This window comes from Actinomadura sp. 1N219 (genome assembly GCF_044326405.1).
Classification (GTDB): Bacteria; Actinomycetota; Actinomycetes; order Streptosporangiales; family Streptosporangiaceae; genus Spirillospora.
This window is the reverse complement of sequence record NZ_JBIRAY010000001.1, coordinates 153175-174046: the sequence shown is the minus strand read 5'-3', so window position 1 is coordinate 174046 and position 20872 is coordinate 153175. Positions and strand designations below refer to the sequence as shown.

The following is a 20872-nucleotide window of genomic DNA, read 5'->3' as shown; positions in this document are numbered from 1 at the left end:
CCAGTAGGCCCGTTTGGGCCGTTTGGGCGGCCTCAGAGCAGGGCCTTGTCACGCAGGACCTCGCGGATGAACCTGGCGGACTCGCGCGGCGTCGTGTTCGGGTTCACCGACGCGGGCGGGTGCCAGCGGTTCTGGATGGCCCCGGACACGTCCGCGTAGTAGGGCGTGGCCGGACGGGGCGCCGCGGCGGCGATGGAGTCCCGCATCAGCGGCGCCATCGGGAACTCCTTGAGGATGTCCGGATCGTCGAAGATCGCGGGACGGGCGGCGACGTTGCCTTCGTCGAGCATGTACCGCTTCATGTTCGCCGGCGACGTGATGCAGTTGACCGCCTCGACGGCCAGGTCGTTCCGGTGCTTCCCGTACGCGCTGACCCCGATCTCGATACCGCCGAACGGAGGCTTGCTCTCCTGCTGCGGGTTCACCCGCGGATAGCGCGCCCACCCCAGGTCGCCGACGATGTTCTTGTCGATCGCGCCCGCCTCGGCGTCGCCCTTCTCCGCGCGCCAGACGTAGCCCCAGTTGAGCAGGAAGCCGCCGCGCGGGCCGTTGATCGTGGCCCGGGACTGCTCCTCGATGTCGGTGGACAGCGTCGGCCCGGCGGCGGTCGACCTCGCCAGCTTCCCGATGATCCCCGCGGCCTGCTTGCCCGCAGGCGAGTCGATCTCGATGGCGGCCTCGTCGCCCTTCTCCGCGTCGCTGATGATCCGGCCCCCGGCGGACGCGATGAGCGCGTTGATCCACACCATGTAGCCCTCGTACCGGTTGCCCTGCACGCCGATCGTGGTGTTGGTGCGGACGGCCGCGTCGATCAGCTTGTCCCAGGTGAAGTCGGGCGCGTTCGGGTCGATGCCCGCCTTCTGCGCGACTGACTTCCGGTACCAGAGGAGCTGGGTGTTCGCCCAGAACGGCGCCGCGTAGAGCTTGTCCTCCCAGGTGGAGCTCTGCACCGCGGAGTCGAAGACGCCCTCGGTCAGCGGCCCCGCCTCGCTCGCGGTGAACGGACGGAGGAACCCGGCGTTCGCGGCCTCCGCCACGAAGACCGGGTCGAGGCTCATCAGGTCGACGCCGGTGTCCTTGGCCGCGAGCCGCCTGATCAGCTGCTCGCGCTGCTGGGTCGCGTCGCTGGGGAGCAGCGAGGTCTTGATCCGGTACTTGCCGCCCGCCGCCTTCGTGCACGCCGCGGCGATCGTCGCCTGCCCGCCGTTGTCCGGGTTGACGTACCAGTTCAGGGCGGGGATCCCGCCGCCGCCCCCGCAGGCCGTCAGCCCCCCGGCCAGCAGCCCCAGCGCGACCCCGGCTCGCAGCGACGCCGCGCGCTTCACTCGACCGACTCGTGCGACTCGTCCGACCATCGGGCCTCCCGAAGCCTCCCACCTGGAGCGACACTTCGCCGGGCCGCGTCCGTGGCGGTTCGAACTCCATTCGATCACCGGATTCCGTGACTGTCGAGATCCAAAGAGTGATCTGAAGAGACCGTGTCCCGCGCGTAACAATCTCTTCATCGGACACGACAGGCGCTCTTATCACACGCGCACAGCTTGATCAACTCTCGTGACCCCGGGGGACCCCGGGGCCGCTCTATTCTGCTCTCCGCCGTGCGACCTCAGCCGGGATCGTAGATGTAGCCCTGATAAACGACGCCCTTGATCGTCGTGCGGATCAGGTGAAAGTGCGCGGGCGGCAGTGCGCAAAAGCCGCTGCAGACGACTTCGCGGAAGATCTGTTTGGAGACGATCAGCGCGACGTCCCGTTCCGGGTGGACGGTCAGGTACCGGCGCAGCGGGCGGGCGTCGAGCAGCCGGCTCACGACCACCGGCGCGTCCCCGGCCGGTCCGAAGAAGGTCTGCGGTCCCATGATCAAAGCGCCGTGGTGGAGCGCGAGCCGCACCCGCAGGCGCCGATCCGGGGCGGCTTTGCGGTTCGTCTCGGCGAGGGCGCGTTCGAGGGCGGGGGCGTACCTGCCGACGACCGTGACGATGTCGTCGTCGCCCGGTAAGACGTCCAGTTCGCCGTCGCCGCTGACCTGCTGCATCCACCGTCCCCGGTCAAGCCCGGCCTCGTCCGCGGCGACCTCCATCGCGGCCAGCAGATCCGTTTGCGCCTGGAACTGCATGAGTGGTGATCGGACGCTGTAGCCCATGATGTCGATGGCCAGCACCGGGCGAAAGAGCAGCCGACCGGACGAGCCGGAATTCCCAGACGAGCCGGAATTCCCGGAACCGCGGCCGTCGTACACCGATGGCGCCGGTGCTGGAACAACTGTCATGAGGCCCACCCCGAATGGTCCTGTAAGATCGGCTGGACTCGGCCGATTCGCCCTCAGGATCGCATCTCGAAAGGCCGCCTGAAAGCCATTAACCGCAGGTCAGAGAGCAGAATGCCACCTGGCAGCAGGCCACCCGGCGCACCGCCACGGAGCACTTTGTGACCCGCCTATTCCCGGGTCGGGCAAACACGCTGGTAATGAATTTCAGCCGCCGAGCCACAAGACGTTCTGCCACCTGGCACGGTGGCAGAACGCGGACACCTATCCGTCTGGCCATATCTATGTTCGCGGCATGCAGGAAGGCGCGGAGGGATCGCGGACCCCGACCGACCCGCGTCCCCTCCGCGCCTTCGCCTGTGGGGGCGGCTAGCGCGACGGGTGGTGCTCAGTAACCTCCACCCGACCCGTAGCCGTTGCCGTAGCCGCCATTGCCGTTCCCATTGCCGTTGCCGTTCCCGTAGCCGCCGTTGCCGTTTCCGTTGCCGTTTCCGCTCCCCGCGCCAGCGCCGGCGCCTGAGCCGGTGACGGCGGCCCGCTTGCCCTCCGGCGTGGTGGCCCACCAGACGCCGCCGACGCCCTGGCCCTTCACGTCACCGGGCTGCTCGTCCTTCTCGTAGTAGTACATGGGCCAGCCGTTGATGGTGAGCTGGCACTTGCCGTCGTCCTTGCGCTCGATGAAGTCGACCAGCTTCCGGTCGACGCCTTCGAGCTTGACCTTCTTCCAGTTGGTGAAGACGACCACCGGCCACGCCTTCTTGCACGCGCCGAAGCAGTTCGTGGTCGGCGGCTTGTCGGTGTCCTTGTCGAAGCGGTACATCGTGCGGCCCTTGCCGTCCGTCAGGATGAGGCCGAGCTTCGGGTCGGTCCTGGCCTTGACGATCGTCCAGCCCTTCCAGCGGTCGTCGTCCGCCGCCTTCTTCGGCGCGGCCTTCGTCCCGGTCGGGGACGCGGCGTACCAGGTCCCGCCCACGCCCTGGCCCTTCACGTCGCCGAGGCCCTCGTCCTTGGCGTACCGGTACAGCGGCCATCCGCCGAGCGTGACCTGCCACTGGCCGTCCGGCCGTTTGACCTTGCCGACCAGCGACTGCTTCACGCCGTCGACCTCCGGCTCCGCCCCGGTCGCCATGACCGGCGGCCACGCCTTGGCGCACGCGTCCGCGCACGTGGACGCGGGCGGACGGGCCGTGTCGTTGTCGAACCGGTACAGCGTCCTGCCGTCTCCGTCGGTGACGACCTTGCCGAGCCGCGTGAAGTTGGCGACCTCCAGCGCGGTGGGCTCGGGCGCCGGTGGCGCGGACGGTTCCGCCGAGGGGTCGGCGGGAGCCCGCCCCTGGGTGCCCGCGGCGGCGTTCTGCTGTTTCCCGCCGTTCTCCTGCCCGCATGCGGTGAGCACCAGCCCGGACGCGGTCAGGGCGGCTGCAGCGGGAATCACCCAACGTGGGATCTTCATTGTGGTCTGTCCTCCGTGTCGTCTGGGTCCCGGCTCCGGTTCCTGGTCCCGTACGCCGATCGCGGTCGAGCCGCCGCACCGCTCGCCCGGATCGAGGAGCAGTACGGTGAATCCCTCGGAACGGGTTCAACCACCCGGAACCGGCAGCCCGCGAGCCGGGTCAGAAGCACAGTTGGTTCCATCGACGGTTCGCGAGGCAGGCAGCAGTGACCACCGGCGACGACTCCCCCGCGGACGCCCCGATCAACCTGAGCAAGGAGCCGGCGCCGACGCGGCCGGCGGGCTCGGCGAGTCCGGCGGGCTCGGCGAGTCCGGCGGGTCCGGCGGGTCCGGCGTGGATCGTGATCCCGGCGCGCGTGGTCGCGCTGATCGTGCTGGTGCCGCTGCGGCTGGTCCACGACGTGGTCGTCCTGATCGCCCGGGGCGTCCGGGCGGTGTGGAACGGCCTGATGCGGGCGCCGGGGTGGCTGGCCCGGCTCGTCGGCCGGATGCTGCGCGGGCTCGGCCTCGCGCTGTACCGCTGGCTGCTCGTCCCGTTCGGACGGCTCCTCGACCTCCTCATCGTCCGGCCGCTGCGGTGGCTCGCCGTCGTCGTGATCCTCGGCTTCCTGCGCTGGTTCGGGCGCGGCACCGGCCGCGTGGCCCGCTGGATCTACCGCTGGCTGATCGCCCCGGTCGGACGCTTCTTCGCCCTGATCGGACGCGGCCTGGCCTGGCTCCTCGCTCTGCTCTTCCTCAAACCGCTCAAACTGCTGGGACGCGGCCTGGCCTGGCTCGCCTCCCTCCTCGTCCAGGGGCTCGTCCTGCTGGTCAAGGGCATCGGGCTGCTGATCGGCGTGCTCGTGATCATGCCGCTGGTGCTGCTGTGGCGGTACGTCCTGCGTCCGCCGCTGGCCGGCCTCGCCTGGCTCGCCCGGATCGTCTGGCGCGGGCTCGCCTGGCTGGGACGCGGCACCCTGTCCATACTCGGCGCGCTCGGCGGGCTGCTCGCGGCCGGGTGGCGCGCGTTCGCGGCGGCCCTCGCGTGGTCGTGGCGGCTGATCGGCCGGTGCCTGGCGTGGCTGGCGCGCGTCCTGATCGTCCTGCCCGCCCGGACGGTGTGGCGGTACGTGCTGGCCCCGATCATCGCCGGATTCGTCGGGACGTGGCGGCTCGCGGCCCGCGTCCTGCGGTGGCTCTGGCGGACGCTCGTCGTCGTCCCGACCCGGGTCCTGATCGTCGCGCCCGCCCGCTGGGTCGGGACGAGCGTGCTCCGCCCGATCGGCCGCGGCGTCCGCGAGACCTGGCGGGTCGGCGTGCGAGAGCCGGTCCGGGCCGCCCGCCGGACGATGCGCGAAGCGGGCCGGGACGTCCGCCTCCAGCTCCGCCGCACCTTCCGCGGACACTGACCGTCCCCGCGCCCCGCCCGGCTGAGATACTGGCGGACGATGTACCGACTCCTGTTCGCACTGGTCATCTCCCGGGTCCCGGCGGAGACCGTCCACCACCTGACGTTGCGCGGGCTCCGCGCGCTCCAGGCCGTGCCCGGGGCCGCGCCGCTGCTGCGGCGGCTGCTCGCGCCCCGCGATCCGGCGCTGGCCGTGCGGGCGCTCGGGCTGGACTTCCCGTCCCCGCTCGGCCTCGCCGCCGGATTCGACAAGGACGCCGTCGCCTACGAGGCGCTCGGCGCGTTCGGGTTCGGCCATGTCGAGATCGGCACGGTGACGGGACGCCCGCAGCCCGGCAACCCGCGCCCGCGGCTGTTCCGCCTCGTCCCCGACCGGGCGGTCATCAACCGGATGGGCTTCAACAACGAGGGCTCGGAGGCCGCCGCGCGCCATCTCGCCGGGCGCTCCGGCCGGACGATCGTCGGGGCCAACATCGGCAAGACCAAGACCGTCCCGGAGGACGCGGCCGCCGCCGACTACGTGACGAGCACCGAGCGCCTCGCTCCGCACGCGGACTACCTCGTCGTCAACGTCAGCTCCCCCAACACCCCCGGCCTGCGGAACCTCCAGGCCGTCGAGCACCTCCGCCCGCTGCTGACCGCCGTGCGCGAGGCGGCGGACCGGTCGTCCGACCGCCGCGTCCCGCTCCTCGTCAAGATCGCGCCGGACCTGGCGGACGACGACGTCGACGCGGTCGCCGACCTCGCCGTCGACCTCGGCCTGGACGGCATCATCGCGACCAACACCACCATCGCCCGGGACGCCCTGCTCAGCCCGCCCGCCCTGGTGAAGGAGACCGGCGGGCTGTCCGGCGCGCCGCTGAAGGACCGCTCGCTGGACGTCCTGCGCCGCCTCCGCGCCCGCACCGGCGACCGGCTGGTGCTGATCTCGGTCGGCGGCGTCGAGAACGCCGACGACGTGTGGGAACGCGTCCGCGCGGGCGCCACCCTCGTCCAGGCGTACACGGGAATGATCTACGGCGGCCCGTTCTGGGCACACCGCGTCAACCGCGCCCTGTCCCGCCGCCTCCGCGAAAGCGCGTTCCGCACCCTCCCCGAAGCCCGCCGCTGACCCGCTAGACCACCGTGAAGCTGATTCGCTAGACCACCGTGAAGAAGCCGTCGGCGATCAGCGCGGGCAGGACGGCGTCGGCGTGCGCGCGGACTTGGGCCGGGTCCATGCCGGTGAGCTGCGCGATGGCGTCCAGCAGTGGATCGAGGGGCAGCGAGCCGTCGCAGACGCCTGCGAGGCCGGCCTCGACCGTCCCGACGGCGGCGGCGCGGCGGAGCCGGACGGTCTGGCGCAGCACGATCCGCTCGGGGTCCTCGGCGCCGGGCGGGCCGATCTGCTCCTGGACGAGACTGGCCGCCGCCCGCACCGTCTGTCCACAGGCTGTGGAAAACTCGTCCGCCTTGACGAAGCCGTCAAGGACGTCCGGGACGTACGCGCCGACCGGCTGATCGACGGCGTGCCGCACCTCCTCCACCCGGACGACGCCGCCCTCAGCACGCCTCAGCGTGATCCACCCGAACCCGATCCCGGTGACGCCGTTCCGCTCGAAGTGGTCGAGCCAAGCCTCATACCGGACGCGGTATTCCGGCGTTCCCGCCTCGCAGGAATCCCGTAGCCACAACTCAGCGTATTCCGCCGGATCCTGGACGTCCCGCTGGACGATCCACGCGTCGCACCCGTCCACCCAAGAGCCGACGCGCTCCTCCCAGGGAACGCCCTCGACATGCAGCCAATTCGCCAGGACCTGGCAGTATCCGCCCTCATCGAGGTGCTTCGGGGCCGCCGCCACCAGCCGCCGGCAGAAGTCGTCGCCCGGCAGGCCGGACTCCCGATACGTGAACCGGCGGTCCCCTGGCGGCGCGACGACGAACGGCGGATTCGACACGATCAAATCGAACCGGCGCCCCTGAACGGGCTCCAGCAGTGACCCCTCAAGAAGCTCCGCCTCACCCGCCACCGTTCCAGAAAGCGCGAAGCTCATCCGGGCAAGATCAAGAGCACGCGGATTGACGTCGGTGGCCGTGATGCGCGCGCCAGGATTCCGGCTCGCCACATGCACCGCCTGGACGCCGCAACCCGTCCCGACATCGAGCACGTTATCCACAGCCCTGTGGACAACCAGCCGCGCCAGGCTCCCGGACGCACCGCCCGCACCCACCACATGATCCGCCGCCGGAACGCCCCCCGCCCCCGGCCGGACCTTGAGATCGGACACGACATACCCGACATGCCCGCCGCCATCGTCAACCGCTTCGACCGGCTCGACGCGCAGCCGGGCTCGCATCTCCCCGCCGGACGCGTCCACCAAGCCCGCGGCGACGAGTTCGTCCGCCTGGATCGCCGCCGCCTCCACCGGCACCTGCAACCAGAACAGCCGCGTCAGGGCCTCCAGCGGTGAGCCGCCGCCGGTCGCCCGCAGCGCCGGGACGATCTCGTCCCGCGCGAGCGCCCCGCCCGCGACAGGCCCGAGCAGCTCCCGCACACCCGCGACCGTGTATCCGGCCCCGGTCAGCAGTTCACGCACACGAAGAAGATCAGCCACCCGCCCATCCTGCCGCTCCCGATGCCGGGACGCCGGGTCAGCCGAGGTACGTCTCGAAACCCTTGGCCAGCGATTCGGCGATGCGCTGGCGGAACGGCGCGCTGGACAGCTTGGACGCGTCGCCCCTGTTCCGCATGTTGCCGCACTCGATGAACACCTTCGGGACGGTCGACAGGTTGAGACCGCCGAGGTCCTTGCGCCGGTCGATGGCGTTCTCGCCGAGGTAGTTGGAGTACGGGATGCCGGTGCCCGCGCGGTAGGAGTCGCGCAGCGCCTTGCCCAGCTTTGCGGACCGCGGCACGATCGCGGCGTTCCCGCCGACGGCGACCGGCTCGATGATGTGGAAGCCATGCCCGGACGCGGACGTCCCGTCCGCGTGGATCGACACGGCCGCGTCGGCCTTGAGCCGGTTGCCGATCGCGGCGCGCTCGGTGATGCACGGGCCGACGCCCTTGTCGTCCTTGCGGGTCAGCGCGACCTTGGCGCCCCTCGCGCGCAGGAGTTTCGCGAGCCGGTTGGAGACGTCCCAGGTGAAGGCGTGCTCGCCGTACCCGGCCGCGGTGCTGGTGCCGGTCGTGTCGCACGCCTTGGTGCCGTTGCCGATCTTGACCTGTTTGTTGATCTGGGCCGGATTGCGGGCGTTCCCGCCGTTGTGCCCGGGATCGATGACGATCACCTTGCCGTCCAGCGCGGACGGCCCGCCGCCGGACGCCGGGTCCTTCCCGTCCTCCGGGGCGCCCGAGGCCCGCCCGCCGGCCGTCGGCGGATTCACCGTCCCGCCGTCCCCCCCGGACGGTTCCGCGGAGGCGTTGCACGCGACGAGCGCGCCAAGGCACAGCGCGAGACCGGCGGCCGTGAGACCGCCTCGATGAATGCGCACCGGCCGTTTCCTCCGTGATGACTTCGTTACCGACCCTGACAGTCTGCACACCGGTGAGGGTTCGTCAAACGAAGTCCAGGAAACCCGGCGGATTCGGCGGCGGGTTCAGGCGAGCGGGTCGTCCTTGCCGAGCAGCGCGGCGAGCGCGCGCGCCTCGTCGGCGTCCAGGCCCAGGACCACGCGGGGACGCCCCCACGGGTGGTCGATCGAATGGGCGACGTAGCTGGCCACGGACTCCGAGACCTGCTCGGCCAGCCCCCGCGCGTGCCGCCATTCCGACCACGCGCGTTCCAATTCGCTCGCCGCGCGCTGCGCGCACGACACCAGTTCCGGATCACGCACGACTGAACCCCCTCGTGGACTTTCCCGTGTCCGTCCGGCGGCGTTCCCGTCCGGGCGGCCTCCCCTCAAGGCCACCCGGACCCGCCCGCCGGACGGTGAGTCCATTAACCCGCCGGCGGCGCGTCGCGGGCCGGCGAATGCGGCAGACTTGGCCGGCCCCTTACCTACCGCACACCGGCTCTTACCCGGCGCACGCGGACACACCTCCTCACCGCCGTGTACGGACCCGCCTCCCCGCCCCACCCGCCCGGCGCGCGGGCGCGCCTTCCCGCCGATCCGGCCCCCCGCGGGCATGCCGAAGGACCGGCCGTCGCCGTCGTGCCGGGCGGGCATGCCGGGCACGCGCATGGCCGGGTACGGCCACGGCGGCCGCGTGGGGTGGGTCGGACCTCGGGAGCTATTCGAAGGCGGGGGGACGGTCCCTGTGACCGGGGCTCACAGGGTGGGAGCGGGCCCCGTCGTCGAACGGACCACCAGGTGCGGGACGACCAGGTTCTGCCGGGCCACGCGGGCGGGGTCGCCGATGCGCGCGGTCAGCATCTCGGCGGCCACCCGTCCCATGTCCCGGCGGGGCTGGTCCACGCTGGTCAGCGAGATGTGCCGGATCGCCGCGAGGTGGGTGTTGTCGTAGCCCACGATCGACAGCTGCGCCGGCACCCGCATCTCCAGCTCGTCCGCCGCCGACAGCGCCCCGGTCGCGACCAGGTCGTTCGGCGCGAAGATGGCGGTCGGGCGCGGATCGCGGCGCAGCAGCGCGCGGGCCGCGCGGTAGCCGCCGTCCTCGGTGAAGTCGCCCGGCTCGACGACGATCTCGTCGGCGAGCCCGTGCCGGTGCATCGCCTTCTCGTACCCGTCGCGGCGGTAGCGCGCCGTGGTGGAGCGCGCCCCTTCGATGTGCGCGATCCGCCGGTGCCCGAGTTCGACGAGATGGTCGACGGCGAGGCTCGCGCCGAGCTCGTCGTCGTCCACGACGATGTCGACGCCGACGACGTCGCGTTCACCGACGACCACGACCGGGACGCTGGCCGCGGCCTCCTTGAGCGACTCGGGGACGACGCTGAGCAGCACCAGCCCGTCCACCCGCATCTCCAGGAAGGCCTCGACCGCCTCCGCCTCGAACAGCGGGTCCCAGCGGCCGCTGCCGACGAGCATCCGCAGGCCCGCGCCGTGCAGGCTCTCCTGGAGCCCGTCAAGGAACTCGGCGAAGAACGGGTTGTGCAGATCGGCGACGATCGCGCCGATCAGCCTGGTGCGTCCTTCGACGAGGCTGCGCGCCACGGCGTTCGGGCGGTAGCCCAGCTCGCGCGCGGCCTGCAGGACGGCCTGTCTCCGCCGTTCGCTCACGTGCGGTGACCCTCGCATCACGAGGGAGACGAGGGATTTGGAGACGCCGGCGCGCTCGGCGACGTTGCGGATCGTCGGTTTCGGCGCGGGCACGGCTCTACCCTCGTCGCGTCTGGCGGGAGAAGGCTCGGTGCGCGGCCTGGGCACCGCGCTCTGTTCCCGCATGTTCTGCGGGGGATTCGCCTGATCAGCTGACATGGCACTCCGTCCAGGGGGACCTGTGGGACCTGCCTCGACGGCGCGCGGCGGGGTGTGTAACGCGCCGTCCTCCACTCGAGGGGGAGTTGCCATGATGCCGCGCCTTTCCCCCATACCGCCGCAACAGTGAGTAACGGGCATCCGACAATGGTGGTTCGGGCCTGTGGTGTTCTGTCTCACAGCGCCGCCGGACGGTGATCAAGGCCGGTGAAAAGCCCGTTCCACCCCTATTGGCGGGGACATGGGGCCGTCCGGGCTCGGATACGCTGCCCAGGTGGGAGATCGAGCGGTGGCCGGCAAGGCGCGAAGCCGGCAGAGCGGTGGCCGCGGCCGCCGCAGGCTCAGCGTCGACGAACGGCGGGACGAGCTGATCGAGGCGGCGCTGCAGCTGTTCAGCACGCGTTCGCCCGAGGACATCTCGATCGACGACGTCGCGGCCAAGGCGGGCGCCTCCCGCGCGCTGGTCTACCACTACTTCGGCGGCAAGAACGAGCTGTACATCGCGGCGCTCGGCAGCGCCGCGAAGAAGCTGTCTGTGCTGCTGGAACCGCCGACCGAGGGCAAGCCGCTCGAACGGCTGCGCATCTCGCTGCGGCGCTATTTCGACTTCGTGGAGAGCCACGCGGCCGGTTACACCGCGTTGCTGCGCGGAGGCCCGGCCGACCGTTCCGGCGAGGCGGGCGAGATCGTGGACGGCATCCGGCAGCTCCTGCTGGACCGGATCCTGCACTCGCTGGACGTCGAGACCCCGCAGCCGATCCTGCGCATCACGCTCCGCGCCTGGATGGCCGCGGTCGAGACCGCCGGCCTGGACTGGCTGGAGAAGCGCGACGTGCCGCGTCCGCAGCTCGAGGGCCTACTGATCGACCATCTGGTGGTCATGTTCCACGCGGCCGGACGGCACGACCCGGGCACCGGCAGGCTGTTCGACCGGCTGGCCCAGGAAGAGATGGGCTGACCCCCACGCCCGGACGGACTGCCCGTCCCGGACGGCTTCGCTCTTGGACGCTTTACCCAAAAGTGACGGGCAACGTCCTAAATGGAGACTCTGTCCTCATGTGGACAAAAAGTCACCCATGTCCCAAATTCCTCGCACGTCAGCGAGGCTTTTCGGTCGCCGTCGCCGTGCGGTCCGGTGCCCCGACCCGGCCGACCCGGGCCGAGCCGGCCACCCGTTGCCCTTGGGGCGGGCACTAGACGCGCCCGGACCCCAAGGGCAACCGGGTGAGCACAGCGACAACGGCCATCCCCCCAAAGCCATGACCGATCCCGGCCGCCGGAATCGACCGGCACCGGCATCGACCATCGCGATGCGCGTGCGAAGCGGGGCTCACGCGGGGCGAGAACCCGATCGCACGCAGCGGCGGCGAACCGCCCTCTACTCCGAACGCTGCTGCGGAATTCCCGCGAGCAGCGCCCGCACCTCCGCCTCGCGGTAGCGGCGGTGCCCCCCGAGCGTCCGGATGGACGTGAGCTTCCCCGCCTTCGCCCACCGCGTGACGGTCTTGGGGTCGACGCGGAACATCGTCGCCACCTCCGCCGGCGTCAGCAGGGGCTCGGCCTCTGGCGTACGTGCTGACATGTTTGCGGCCTCTCCTCCGTGGACCGATGACAGCGATCCTGCGATTGATCCTCGCGTGGTCACTGATGTCCCCTATGGCCCGAAAGAGCCACTATGACATCACAACGTGTAACCTTGCCACCACTCAGCGCAACAAGCAAGTTCCTGGCGGTAGTTGCGTGCAAACATCCCCGCGAGTGCGGGGTGCGGCGCGTATCCGATGGCCAGCGGGTCACGCTGCGTGATTCTAGCGATACGTATAGTCGTATCGCGCGCGGATTCGGGAAATTTGTTTTAGTTCGCCGCCTCAAGGGCCCGGATGGGCCTCCAGCGGGCGAGCAGCCGCTTGTACATCGCCACGGTCAGCTCGACCTCGCCGCGCTCCATCCCGGCGAGCGCCACGGTCATCTCGGCCACGGACTCGTCCAGGCTGAGGGTGCGGTCGTCCAGCAGATGGACGAGCCCGCCGTAGTCGAGCTCGACGAGCGCGCGGGGATGGAAGCCGTCCAGCCATCGGCCGAGCGTGTCCAGCCGTCCGGCGGACAGGAGGTAGACGTCGCCCGTCCCGTCGCCGAGGTTCTCCCGCACGACGGGCAGCGCGTCCGCCACCCTCCGGCGCGCCTCGCCCATCGAGGTGACGTAGATGAGCGTACGCGCGGGCGCGGCCGTCGCCGGGCTCTGACCTGGGGCGGGCGGTTCGGCGTGTTCCTCGGACGCGTCGTCCGCCTTGCGGTACCCGGTCCCGGGCGAGCCGAGCATCAGGCACCGCTCACCGCGCGTGAAGGGCACGAACCAGTCCAGCGGGATGTGCCAGGTGCTCGTCAGGATGTGCGGCCGGAGCGGCTTTCCCGACCGCTTCCACTGCTCGAAGTCCCCCGCCACCCGCTCCGACACCGGCGGCGGGACGAACGCGGCCGCGACCCCGGCGGCGTGCTCGTTCCGGAAGCGCTCGAAGGCCAGCCACGAGCGCAGCCGCGTCTGCCACGGGCACACGTAGATCATGTCGTCCAGGCGGCGGACGTAGGCGTCCCTGCTCTCCCGTTCAGGCGCGACGTCGGGCGGCGAGCCGACCAGCCTGAGCGTCGCGGCGCGGTGCTCGACGCCCAGCGCGTGGATCCGCCGCGGACGCCGCCGGGAGTCGGCGTAGACCGTCCACAGGGTCCGCGCGGGCTCCGGGAAGGCGGTCACCGGTTCGTAAACCCGTAGGTACGCGGCGTACGGAAGCACCATCGCATCGTGACATGAGATTCGGCCGGGCGCGGTGGCATCACGCGCCCTAGGCTGATCTTAGAGACAGAGAGGAGGGCACTACCGTGCCTAATGTCTTCGGGGCGCCCCACAAGGGCACCGAACCCCGTCACGAGCAGGTCGTCTTCTGCCAGGACGAGTCCAGCGGCCTGCGCGCCATCATCGCGATCTACTCAACCGCGCTAGGCCCGTCCCTGGGAGGCACCCGCTTCTACCCCTACGGGACCGAAGAAGAGGCCCTCGCCGACGTGCTGAACCTGTCCCGCGGCATGGCGTACAAGAACGCCCTGGCCGGGCTGGACCTCGGCGGCGGCAAGGCCGTCATCATCGGCGACCCGGCCATCGACAAGTCCGAGGCCATGCTGAGGGCGTACGGACGGTTCGTCCAGTCGCTGAACGGCAGGTACTACACCGCGTGCGACGTCGGCACGTTCAGCGAGGACATGGACGTCGTGGCTCGGGAGAGCCAGTTCGTCACCGGCCGGACGGTCGCGCACGGCGGTGCGGGCGATTCGTCCATCCTCACCGCGTTCGGCGTGTTCCAGGGCATGCGTGCCGCGGCCAAGACCGTGTGGGGGGCGCCCACACTTCGCGGCAAGCGCGTCGGCGTCGAAGGCGTCGGGAAGGTCGGCCACCGCCTGGTGGAGCACCTCCGTGAGGACGGCGCCGACGTCGTCATCTGCGATGTGAACCAGTCCGCCGTCGACCGGGTCCGGTCGGCGCATCCCGAAGTCGAGGTCGTCGCGGACACGGACGCGATGGTCCGCACCGAACTCGACGTGTACGCGCCGTGCGCGCTCGGTGGCTCCCTGAACGACGACACCGTGCCCGTACTGGCGTCCAAGGTGGTGTGCGGGGCCGCGAACAACCAGCTCGCCCACACCGGCGTGGAGAAGAGCCTCGCCGACCACGGCGTCCTGTACGCGCCCGACTACGTGGTGAACTCCGGCGGTGTGATCCAGGTCGCGGACGAGATCGGCGGCTTCAACTTCGACCGCGCCAAGGCCCGCGCCACCGGGATCTACGACACCACCCTGAAGATCTTCGCGCTGGCCGCCGACGAGGGCGTCCCGCCGGCCGTGGCCGCCGACCGCCTCGCCGAACGCCGGATGTCCGAAGTCGGGAGACTGCGCAGCATCCTGCTCTGAAACGGGCTGGAATCGGTCCCTGAAAGCCCGTCGAAACCCGCCAACCCCGCCGAACCTTTCGAACGCGTCGAACCTGCTGAGGCCGCCGTGAGGGAGCCCTAGTGCCCTCCCACGGCGGCCTTAGCGCGTACCCGTGACCTCCAGATACAGTGTTGTTATCAGCAACAGAAGCGCCGCCACGTACCGTCGATGTACCGAGCCGGGCGCAAAACGGGTACGGTTGTACCCGTGACTGACGCATGGCTCATCAGGCACCGGTTCGTGTGGTACACGCGCGCGTTGATGGGCCCACGAAAGCCCTGACCATCGAGGGGGTCGAGCCAATGGGTCGCGGCCGAGCCAAGGCCAAGCAGGTAAAGGTTGCCCGACAGCTCAAGTACAACAGCGGCAACACGGACCTCGACCGCCTGAAGAGCGAATTGGGAGTCGACGAGGCGGGGGACGACTCCTACGACGAGCTCGCCGAGAAGTACGCGGACTACGCCGAGGATTACGGCACGGAGGATCGCAAGGACGGAACCTCCGGTTGACCGGCTGACACTGCGCCACTGCCCGCGACATCGGGCAGTGGCGTTTGTCATGCCGGGCCTCTGAACGCGCCCGTGAGCCGCGTTTGACGTCCGTTGGTACCCGTGTGACCCCTGGGGCCCGCGAGGCGCTCAGAGGGGTCCTCAGCCCCGTCCACGGCGGTCGTGAGGCCGTGGGGTGGGCATCGCTGGACGGGCGTGATCCTGGGCGTGATCATCATCACGCTGGTCCGCGGTTCCGCGGTCCGCGGGTCAGACGAGGGTCGCCTTGCCGGTGCCCGCGGTGATCTCACCCAGATGCCAGGCGGGTACGCCGCGGGACGCCAGGACGCGGAGGGCCTCGTCGGCGGCGTCCGGGGAGACGATGGCGGCCATGCCGACGCCCATGTTGAACGTCTTGTCCATGTCGGGCTGGGAGACGTCCCCATGAGCCTGCAAGACGCGGAACAAGGCCGGTGTCTCCCAGGAGGCGCGGTTCAGTACGGCGTCCATGGTCGGGGGCAGTGAACGAGCCAGGTTCGCCGCTAGGCCGCCACCCGTGATGTGAGCGAACGCACGCACACCGCCGGTGTCCTTGAGTGCGAGGCAGTCCTTGGCGTAGATGCGCGTCGGAGTGAGAAGCGTCTCACCGAGGGGACGGTCAAGGTCGGCGGGCTGGGATTCGAGGTCCAGGTCGGTCGCGGCCAGGATGTGGCGGACGAGCGAGTACCCGTTGGAGTGAATCCCGGACGACGCCATCGCCAGCACTGCGTCCCCTACACGAACACGGTCAGGCCCTAGGACCTCGTCCGCTTCGACGACGCCCGTCCCAGCGCCGGCCAGGTCGAACTCGTCCGCTTCCAGTAGGCCGGGGTGTTCGGCGGTCTCGCCGCCGACGAGGGCGCAGCCGGCCAGGGCGCAGGCGTCCGCGATACCGCCGACGATGTCGGCGATCCGCTCCGGGACGACTTTCCCGCAGGCGATGTAGTCCGTCATGAACAGCGGTTCGGCGCCGCATACGGCGAGGTCGTCGATGACCATGCCGACCAGGTCGTGACCGACCGTGTCGTACACGCCGAGCCGGCGCGCCAGGTCGACCTTGGTTCCGACGCCGTCCGTGGACGTGGCCAGCAAGGGACGCTTGTAGCGCGCGAGCGCGGACGCGTCGAAAAGGCCCGCGAACCCACTGACGTCGTCCACGACTTCTGGACGCCGTGAACGCGCCACCCGGGACTTCATCAGCTCGACGGCGCGTTCACCCGCAGCTATGTCGACCCCGGCGTCCTCGTAGGACGTCATCGGGTGATTTCCAGCAGGTGCTTGCCGTGCGCGTCCTGGTCGACCGGGATGGGGTAGACGCCGTCGAAGCACGCCCGGCAGAGGTTCTCCTTGGCGATGTGCGACGCGGAGATGAGCTCGTCCAGGGAGATGTAGCCGAGCGAGTCGGCGCCGATGGAGTCGCGGATCTCCGCGACCGACAGGTTCCCGGCAATCAGCTCGGCGCGGGTGGCGAAGTCGATCCCGTAGAAGCACGGCCAGGAGACGGGCGGGCTGGAGATCCGCACGTGGACCTCGGCGGCGCCCGCGTCCCGCAGCATCCCGACGATCGCGCGCTGGGTGTTGCCGCGGACGATCGAGTCGTCCACCACGATCAGCCGCTTGCCCTCGATCGCCTCGCGCAGCGGGTTGAGCTTGAGCCGGATGCCGAGCTGGCGGATCGTCTGGGACGGCTGGATGAACGTACGGCCGACGTAGGAGTTCTTCACCAGGCCCTGGCCGTAGGGGATGCCGGACGCCTCCGCGTAGCCGATCGCGGCCGGGGTGCCGGACTCAGGCGTCGGGATGACCAGGTCGGCCTCGACGGGGTGCTCGCGGGCCAGCCGCCGTCCGACCTCCACGCGGGTGGCCTGGACGCTGCGTCCGGCGATCGACGTGTCGGGACGCGCCAGGTACACGTACTCGAACAGGCAGCCCTTCGGCCGCGGCTCGGCGAACCGCTCGGACCGCACGCCGCCGCCGTCGATCGCGACCATCTCGCCCGGCTCGATCTCGCGGACGAAGCGCGCGCCGACGATGTCGAGCCCCGCGGTCTCGGACGCCACGACCCAGCCGCGGTCCTCCAGGGCGCCGAGGACGAGCGGCCGGACGCCCTCCGGGTCGCGGGCCGCGTACAGGGTGCCCTCGTCCATGAAGACCAGGGAGTACGCGCCGCGGGTGGCGGGGAGGATCTCCCGGGCCGCCGCCAGCGGGCCGCCCTCGCCGCCCTCGCCGCCCTCGGCGAGCAGGGCGGTCAGGACCTCGGTGTCGGTCGTGGCGGTCAGCACGCCGGGCTCCAGCCGCTTGGCCAGGTCCAGGGTGTTGATCAGGTTGCCGTTGTGGACGAGCGCCAGCCCGCCCGCGTCCGACGACCGGAACGTGGGCTGCGCGTTCTCCCACGTGGGCGAGCCCGTCGTGGAGTAGCGGCAGTGGCCGACGGCGATGTGGCCGCGCAGGGTGTTCAGGACCGATTCGTCGAAGACCTGGGCGACGAGGCCCATGTCCTTGAACACGACGATGCGGGAGCCGTCGCTCACGGCGATGCCCGCGGACTCCTGCCCGCGGTGCTGAAGCGCGTACAGGCCGTAGTAGGTGAGCTTGCTCACCTCGGCCCGGGACGCCTGGTCCGCCGGGACCCAGACGCCGAAGACCCCGCACGCGTCCTGCGGGGGGCGGTCGGTGGGATCGATGTCGTGGCTCAGACGTCCGTCACGGAGAGGCACGTTCATCAGTCTAGATGCCTGATTCACCTGCTCCGATCGGCGGTATCTCCTTAACGGACCTTTACCCCGCGGAACCACGGGCATCAAGTGACGCGGGGGAATCTGGTGACCGACACGTGGAGGACCGCATGACGCTGCCCGGGTACCAGACGTATTCGCCGCCCGCCCCGCCCAAGCGGAGCACCCTGGCGAGGGCTTCTCAGGTGCTCGGAATCGTGGGCCTGGTGGGCCTCGTCCTGTGTCTGGCGGGCGTGATCCCGGCGCTCGTCGGGGTCGTCCTGGGGACGGTGTCGCTCGTCCGCCGCGATGCGGACCGGCGTCCTGCGATCGTGGGCGTCGTCTGCTCGTCCCTCGCCCTCTTCATAGGCGCGGGCATGCTTTTCGTGCTGCTGAGCAAGGCGGCCCAGTGCGGCGACGAGGCGCGCTACCCGGACGACACGTCGCGACGGGACTGCGTCGAACGCGAGTTCCCCTTCGCCCAAGCGGACAGAACCCCGTAGGTCAGTACCCCGTAGGTCAGTTGACCCGGTCGTTCTCCCGGTCGTTCTCCCGGTCGAGGGGCAGTGGGAGATGGCCGGAGAGGTCCGCGCGGGCGCCGCTGGCACGGACCCGTCCGTCCGCGACGGCGTCGTCCCAGGCCAACCGGCCCGTGGCCAGACGGATCCAAGCGGCGGCGTCCATCTCCACCACATTCGGGGGTGTTCCACGGGTATGGTGCGGGCCGTCGATGCATTGAACGGCGGCATAAGGAGGAACACGAACCTCCACCGAACGGCCGGGCGCGAGCTCGGCGAGCCGGTCAAGCAGAAACCGCACCGCTCCCATCACGACCGGCCGGGACGGTTCGGCGCTTCCTGTCTCGATACCGGCCAGCACGGTCTCCAGCGCCGCGCGTCGCAGCTCGGCGGGTTCGTCGGCGCCGGTGTACGGCGGCAGGCCGAGCGCGCCGCGCTGATCGTTCAGAACGGCGAGGGTGAGCGGTTTCCGCGACATCGCCACCGACGCTACCGGGTCGCGGCCGGTGGACCGCTCCGCCCCGCGATGGCGCCGCGGCGCCCGCGCAGACGGTAAAAAGGACCCGACGCCAGGCCAGGGGGGCCGCGGGAGTGAAGGGAACGGGGATGCCGGGGACGTGGTCCCCGGAGGACACGGAGGTTCGTCAGATGCCCGAGGCGCTGCCCCTGCAGCCGGGTGACCCGCGAAGACTCGGCGCGTTCGAGATCACGGGACGGCTCGGCGTCGGCGAGCAGGGCGCCGTCTTCCTCGGCAGGGACACGGCCGGCGGCCCCGTCGCCGTGAAGGTCCTGCACGTGCGGCTCAGCGGCGAGCCCGTCGCCAGGTCGCGGTTCGCGAACGCGTTCTCCTCCGCCAGGAAGGTCTCCGGCTTCTGCACGGCGGCGATCCTGAGCGCCGACGTGGAGGGCGACCGTCCGTACGTGGTGAGCCAGTGGGTGGACGGGCCGTCCCTCCAGCAGCTCGTGGACGAGGAGGGCCTGCGCGGCGCTGCCATCGTCGAGCGCTTGGCCGTCGGTACAGCGATCGCTCTGGCGGCCGTCCACCGGGCCGGTGCGCTACACCACAACCTGAAACCCGGGAACGTTCTCCTGGGACGGGACGGGCCGCGCCTAAGCGATTTCGGTATCGCCCATGCGTTGGAGGCCGTGAACGCGTCCTTCAGCGGACACATCACCGAGGATCCGTCCTACAAGTCACCCGAACAGCTGAGCGGCACCGGCATCGGCCAGCCCGCGGACGTTTTCGCCTGGGCGTCGACCATTCTGTTCGCCGGCACGGGCGAGCCGCCGTTCGGGGACGGTTCGCCGTCCGAGGTGATGCAGCGGATCGTCTACGACGAGGCGGACCTGTCGAGCGTCCCCGATTCGCTGCGCGAGATCATGGCCGACGCCTTCGCCAAGGATCCGGCCAACCGTCCGACGGCCAAAGACCTTCTCCGACGCCTCCTGGACGAGGACGGCCCGCTGATCGGCCGCATGCCGTCCTCGATGGTGGACGAGGGCCGCGCACTCGCCTTCGGGGCACCCCTCCCGCAGCCCGCGCCCCAGCCCGCACCACCCGCCGGGATGCCGCCCCCACCGTCGCCCATGCCGCCACGGACGCCCATGGGAGCGCCGCCACGTCCCATGGCCGCCGGTCCAGGCGCCCCAACCGCTTTCACTCCCGTCCCTGGGCCTCCCCCAGCCGCCCCGCCGACTCCGGTACAGGGAACCCCTACGCCGTCCCTCCCGCTGCTCGGAAAGCTCTCGCGCATGCGCCGCTCGCGCCAGGAACCCAGACCCGAGCCGCCCGCACCACCGGCACCCGACCTGGACCCGTCCGCCTTCGAGGAGACCGCAGCTTTCAGGGCCGTCGCCTCCGACGACCCGAACCAGACGCAGCAAGAAAGCCGTCCCCCGGACAACGCCCCCAGCCCAGCTGACCAAACGGCAGCGTTCAGCACGGTCGCCCCCAACTCGACCGCCACATTCGACACCGTCGACCCGGACGAGCACCCGAACCCCACCGAACCGACCCCGCACCTCATCCCCGGACTGGGGCAGGGCCGTGACAACGACGGACGGAACCCGTCGCCGCTCGCGTCCATCGCGAGGATGCGCCGCCCCAGCAACCACGTGCTCGGCGTCGCGCTCTCCCTGTTCATCGGGGTCGGCGTGGGCATCGCCATCATCGCGCTGGTGCTGTGGCCGCAGCTCAAGGCCGACGACGACGGGCCGCCGCCCGACAGCACGAACGCGTCCAACAACCGCCCGGTGACGACGATCCCGTCATCGTTCGCGGGGACGTGGAAGGGCACGGTCGTCAACACCAACCGCAACGTCTCGTTCCCGCTAGAGGTCACGTTCCAATCCGGTGGGACGACCGGGCGCGTGTTCTATCCGAAGGAGAAATGCACCGGCACGCTCGCACTGACGAGGGGCACGGAAAGCGCACTGAAAATGTCCCTGTCGGTCGCTAAGCCGTGCACGTCCGGGGTCGTCCAGATCACCCGGCAACCGGACGGGACGCTCCAGTACACCTGGAACCGACCAGGCACGAGTCTCGGCTACGGAGGTCGGCTGAACCGTGGGTGAGTCCCGTCCCGTACCGGTAGAAGTGACTGTGAGTCCTGTCACGTAAGATGGCTCGGCTCCCAGCAAGCGAGCAGGCTTATCGCCCTTCGCACCGCCT

19 protein-coding genes are annotated in these 20872 nt (G+C 70.6%); 7 read left to right on the top strand and 12 right to left on the bottom strand.

Features of this window, described 5'->3' with window-relative positions; genetic code table 11:
• Nucleotides 1-32: 32 nt before the first annotated feature.
• The 3 genes from ACH35V_RS00855 to ACH35V_RS00845 form a co-directional block, all read right to left on the bottom strand.
• On the bottom strand, nucleotides 33-1325 hold the full coding sequence (locus ACH35V_RS00855; protein WP_395969534.1) for an extracellular solute-binding protein: 1293 nt from the start codon (nucleotides 1323-1325) through the stop codon (nucleotides 33-35).
• A gap of 281 nt (nucleotides 1326-1606) precedes the next feature.
• Nucleotides 1607-2161, bottom strand: coding sequence for a hypothetical protein (locus ACH35V_RS00850; RefSeq protein WP_395969533.1), 555 nt, complete (start codon nucleotides 2159-2161; stop codon nucleotides 1607-1609).
• Between the two features lie 493 nt (nucleotides 2162-2654).
• A complete protein-coding gene (locus ACH35V_RS00845; RefSeq protein ID WP_395969532.1) occupies nucleotides 2655-3719 on the bottom strand; it encodes a hypothetical protein in 1065 nt (354 codons plus the stop codon).
• Nucleotides 3720-3925: 206 nt separating this feature from the next.
• Here ACH35V_RS00845 and ACH35V_RS00840 point away from each other — a divergent pair, with 206 nt between their 5' ends.
• Both ACH35V_RS00840 and ACH35V_RS00835 read left to right on the top strand, forming a co-directional pair.
• Nucleotides 3926-5107, top strand: coding sequence for a hypothetical protein (locus ACH35V_RS00840; RefSeq protein ID WP_395969531.1), 1182 nt, complete (start codon nucleotides 3926-3928; stop codon nucleotides 5105-5107).
• A 39-nt stretch (nucleotides 5108-5146) separates the two neighbouring features.
• Nucleotides 5147-6217 (top strand): quinone-dependent dihydroorotate dehydrogenase, encoded by a 1071-nt coding sequence (locus tag ACH35V_RS00835; protein WP_395969530.1) that lies wholly within the window; start codon nucleotides 5147-5149, stop codon nucleotides 6215-6217.
• Between the two features lie 28 nt (nucleotides 6218-6245).
• On the opposite strand, the gene ACH35V_RS00830 is transcribed toward ACH35V_RS00835, so the two are convergent.
• From ACH35V_RS00830 to ACH35V_RS00815, 4 genes are all read right to left on the bottom strand, one after another.
• Entirely contained in the window at nucleotides 6246-7682 is a 1437-nt protein-coding gene (locus ACH35V_RS00830; RefSeq protein WP_395969529.1) for a methyltransferase, read from the bottom strand.
• A gap of 55 nt (nucleotides 7683-7737) precedes the next feature.
• Nucleotides 7738-8580, bottom strand: coding sequence for an N-acetylmuramoyl-L-alanine amidase (locus ACH35V_RS00825; protein WP_395969528.1), 843 nt, complete (start codon nucleotides 8578-8580; stop codon nucleotides 7738-7740).
• A 105-nt stretch (nucleotides 8581-8685) separates the two neighbouring features.
• The gene (locus tag ACH35V_RS00820; protein ID WP_395969527.1) at nucleotides 8686-8922 is read right to left on the bottom strand and encodes a hypothetical protein; all 237 of its coding nucleotides are present in this window, start codon (nucleotides 8920-8922) and stop codon (nucleotides 8686-8688) included.
• Between the two features lie 435 nt (nucleotides 8923-9357).
• Complete coding sequence (locus tag ACH35V_RS00815; RefSeq protein WP_395969526.1) at nucleotides 9358-10359, bottom strand: LacI family DNA-binding transcriptional regulator; 1002 nt, start codon at nucleotides 10357-10359, stop codon at nucleotides 9358-9360.
• 379 nt (nucleotides 10360-10738) lie between these two features.
• Here ACH35V_RS00815 and ACH35V_RS00810 point away from each other — a divergent pair, with 379 nt between their 5' ends.
• Nucleotides 10739-11422: a TetR/AcrR family transcriptional regulator gene (locus ACH35V_RS00810; protein WP_243719229.1), complete on the top strand. Its 684-nt coding sequence runs from the start codon at nucleotides 10739-10741 to the stop codon at nucleotides 11420-11422.
• A 420-nt stretch (nucleotides 11423-11842) separates the two neighbouring features.
• Here ACH35V_RS00810 and bldC read toward each other — a convergent pair whose 3' ends face one another.
• Both bldC and ACH35V_RS00800 read right to left on the bottom strand, forming a co-directional pair.
• Complete coding sequence (bldC, locus tag ACH35V_RS00805) at nucleotides 11843-12046, bottom strand: developmental transcriptional regulator BldC (RefSeq protein WP_012850682.1); 204 nt, start codon at nucleotides 12044-12046, stop codon at nucleotides 11843-11845.
• Nucleotides 12047-12319: 273 nt separating this feature from the next.
• Nucleotides 12320-13255, bottom strand: a complete 936-nt coding sequence (locus tag ACH35V_RS00800) for a hypothetical protein (RefSeq protein ID WP_395969525.1) — start codon at nucleotides 13253-13255, stop codon at nucleotides 12320-12322.
• Between the two features lie 83 nt (nucleotides 13256-13338).
• Between ACH35V_RS00800 and ACH35V_RS00795 the strand changes: the two genes are divergently transcribed.
• Both ACH35V_RS00795 and ACH35V_RS00790 read left to right on the top strand, forming a co-directional pair.
• On the top strand, nucleotides 13339-14421 hold the full coding sequence (locus ACH35V_RS00795; RefSeq protein ID WP_395969524.1) for a Leu/Phe/Val dehydrogenase: 1083 nt from the start codon (nucleotides 13339-13341) through the stop codon (nucleotides 14419-14421).
• A 323-nt stretch (nucleotides 14422-14744) separates the two neighbouring features.
• Nucleotides 14745-14951: a DUF3073 domain-containing protein gene (locus ACH35V_RS00790; protein WP_395971114.1), complete on the top strand. Its 207-nt coding sequence runs from the start codon at nucleotides 14745-14747 to the stop codon at nucleotides 14949-14951.
• Between the two features lie 249 nt (nucleotides 14952-15200).
• Here the strand turns inward: ACH35V_RS00790 and purM are convergent, their stop codons facing one another.
• Together purM and purF are read right to left on the bottom strand one after the other, a co-directional pair.
• On the bottom strand, nucleotides 15201-16226 hold the full coding sequence (purM, locus tag ACH35V_RS00785; RefSeq protein WP_395969523.1) for a phosphoribosylformylglycinamidine cyclo-ligase: 1026 nt from the start codon (nucleotides 16224-16226) through the stop codon (nucleotides 15201-15203).
• Entirely contained in the window at nucleotides 16223-17692 is a 1470-nt protein-coding gene (gene purF, locus ACH35V_RS00780) for an amidophosphoribosyltransferase (RefSeq protein WP_395969522.1), read from the bottom strand. Before purF ends, purM begins: the two co-directional genes overlap by 4 nt.
• A 122-nt stretch (nucleotides 17693-17814) precedes the next feature.
• On the opposite strand from purF, the gene ACH35V_RS00775 reads away from it, so the two are divergent.
• Nucleotides 17815-18186 (top strand): hypothetical protein, encoded by a 372-nt coding sequence (locus ACH35V_RS00775; RefSeq protein ID WP_395969521.1) that lies wholly within the window; start codon nucleotides 17815-17817, stop codon nucleotides 18184-18186.
• Between the two features lie 16 nt (nucleotides 18187-18202).
• Here the strand turns inward: ACH35V_RS00775 and ACH35V_RS00770 are convergent, their stop codons facing one another.
• Complete coding sequence (locus tag ACH35V_RS00770; RefSeq protein WP_395969520.1) at nucleotides 18203-18679, bottom strand: sterol carrier family protein; 477 nt, start codon at nucleotides 18677-18679, stop codon at nucleotides 18203-18205.
• 170 nt (nucleotides 18680-18849) lie between these two features.
• Between ACH35V_RS00770 and ACH35V_RS00765 the strand changes: the two genes are divergently transcribed.
• Nucleotides 18850-20775, top strand: a complete 1926-nt coding sequence (locus ACH35V_RS00765; RefSeq protein ID WP_395969519.1) for a serine/threonine protein kinase — start codon at nucleotides 18850-18852, stop codon at nucleotides 20773-20775.
• Nucleotides 20776-20872: the final 97 nt, after the last annotated feature.

Excerpts from the sequence above, each read along its gene's own strand:
- ACH35V_RS00845 (WP_395969532.1), bottom strand. The coding sequence starts at position 3,719 with ATGAAGATCCCACGTTGGGTGATTCCCGCTGCAGCCGCCCTGACCGCG.
- ACH35V_RS00835 (WP_395969530.1), top strand. The coding sequence starts at position 5,147 with ATGTACCGACTCCTGTTCGCACTGGTCATCTCCCGGGTCCCGGCGGAG.
- bldC (WP_012850682.1), bottom strand. The coding sequence starts at position 12,046 with ATGTCAGCACGTACGCCAGAGGCCGAGCCCCTGCTGACGCCGGCGGAG.
- ACH35V_RS00800 (WP_395969525.1), bottom strand. The coding sequence starts at position 13,255 with ATGGTGCTTCCGTACGCCGCGTACCTACGGGTTTACGAACCGGTGACC.
- ACH35V_RS00790 (WP_395971114.1), top strand. The coding sequence starts at position 14,745 with ATGGGTCGCGGCCGAGCCAAGGCCAAGCAGGTAAAGGTTGCCCGACAG.
- purM (WP_395969523.1), bottom strand. The coding sequence starts at position 16,226 with ATGACGTCCTACGAGGACGCCGGGGTCGACATAGCTGCGGGTGAACGC.
- purF (WP_395969522.1), bottom strand. The coding sequence starts at position 17,692 with ATGAACGTGCCTCTCCGTGACGGACGTCTGAGCCACGACATCGATCCC.
- ACH35V_RS00775 (WP_395969521.1), top strand. The coding sequence starts at position 17,815 with ATGACGCTGCCCGGGTACCAGACGTATTCGCCGCCCGCCCCGCCCAAG.
- ACH35V_RS00770 (WP_395969520.1), bottom strand. The coding sequence starts at position 18,679 with ATGTCGCGGAAACCGCTCACCCTCGCCGTTCTGAACGATCAGCGCGGC.
- ACH35V_RS00765 (WP_395969519.1), top strand. The coding sequence starts at position 18,850 with ATGCCCGAGGCGCTGCCCCTGCAGCCGGGTGACCCGCGAAGACTCGGC.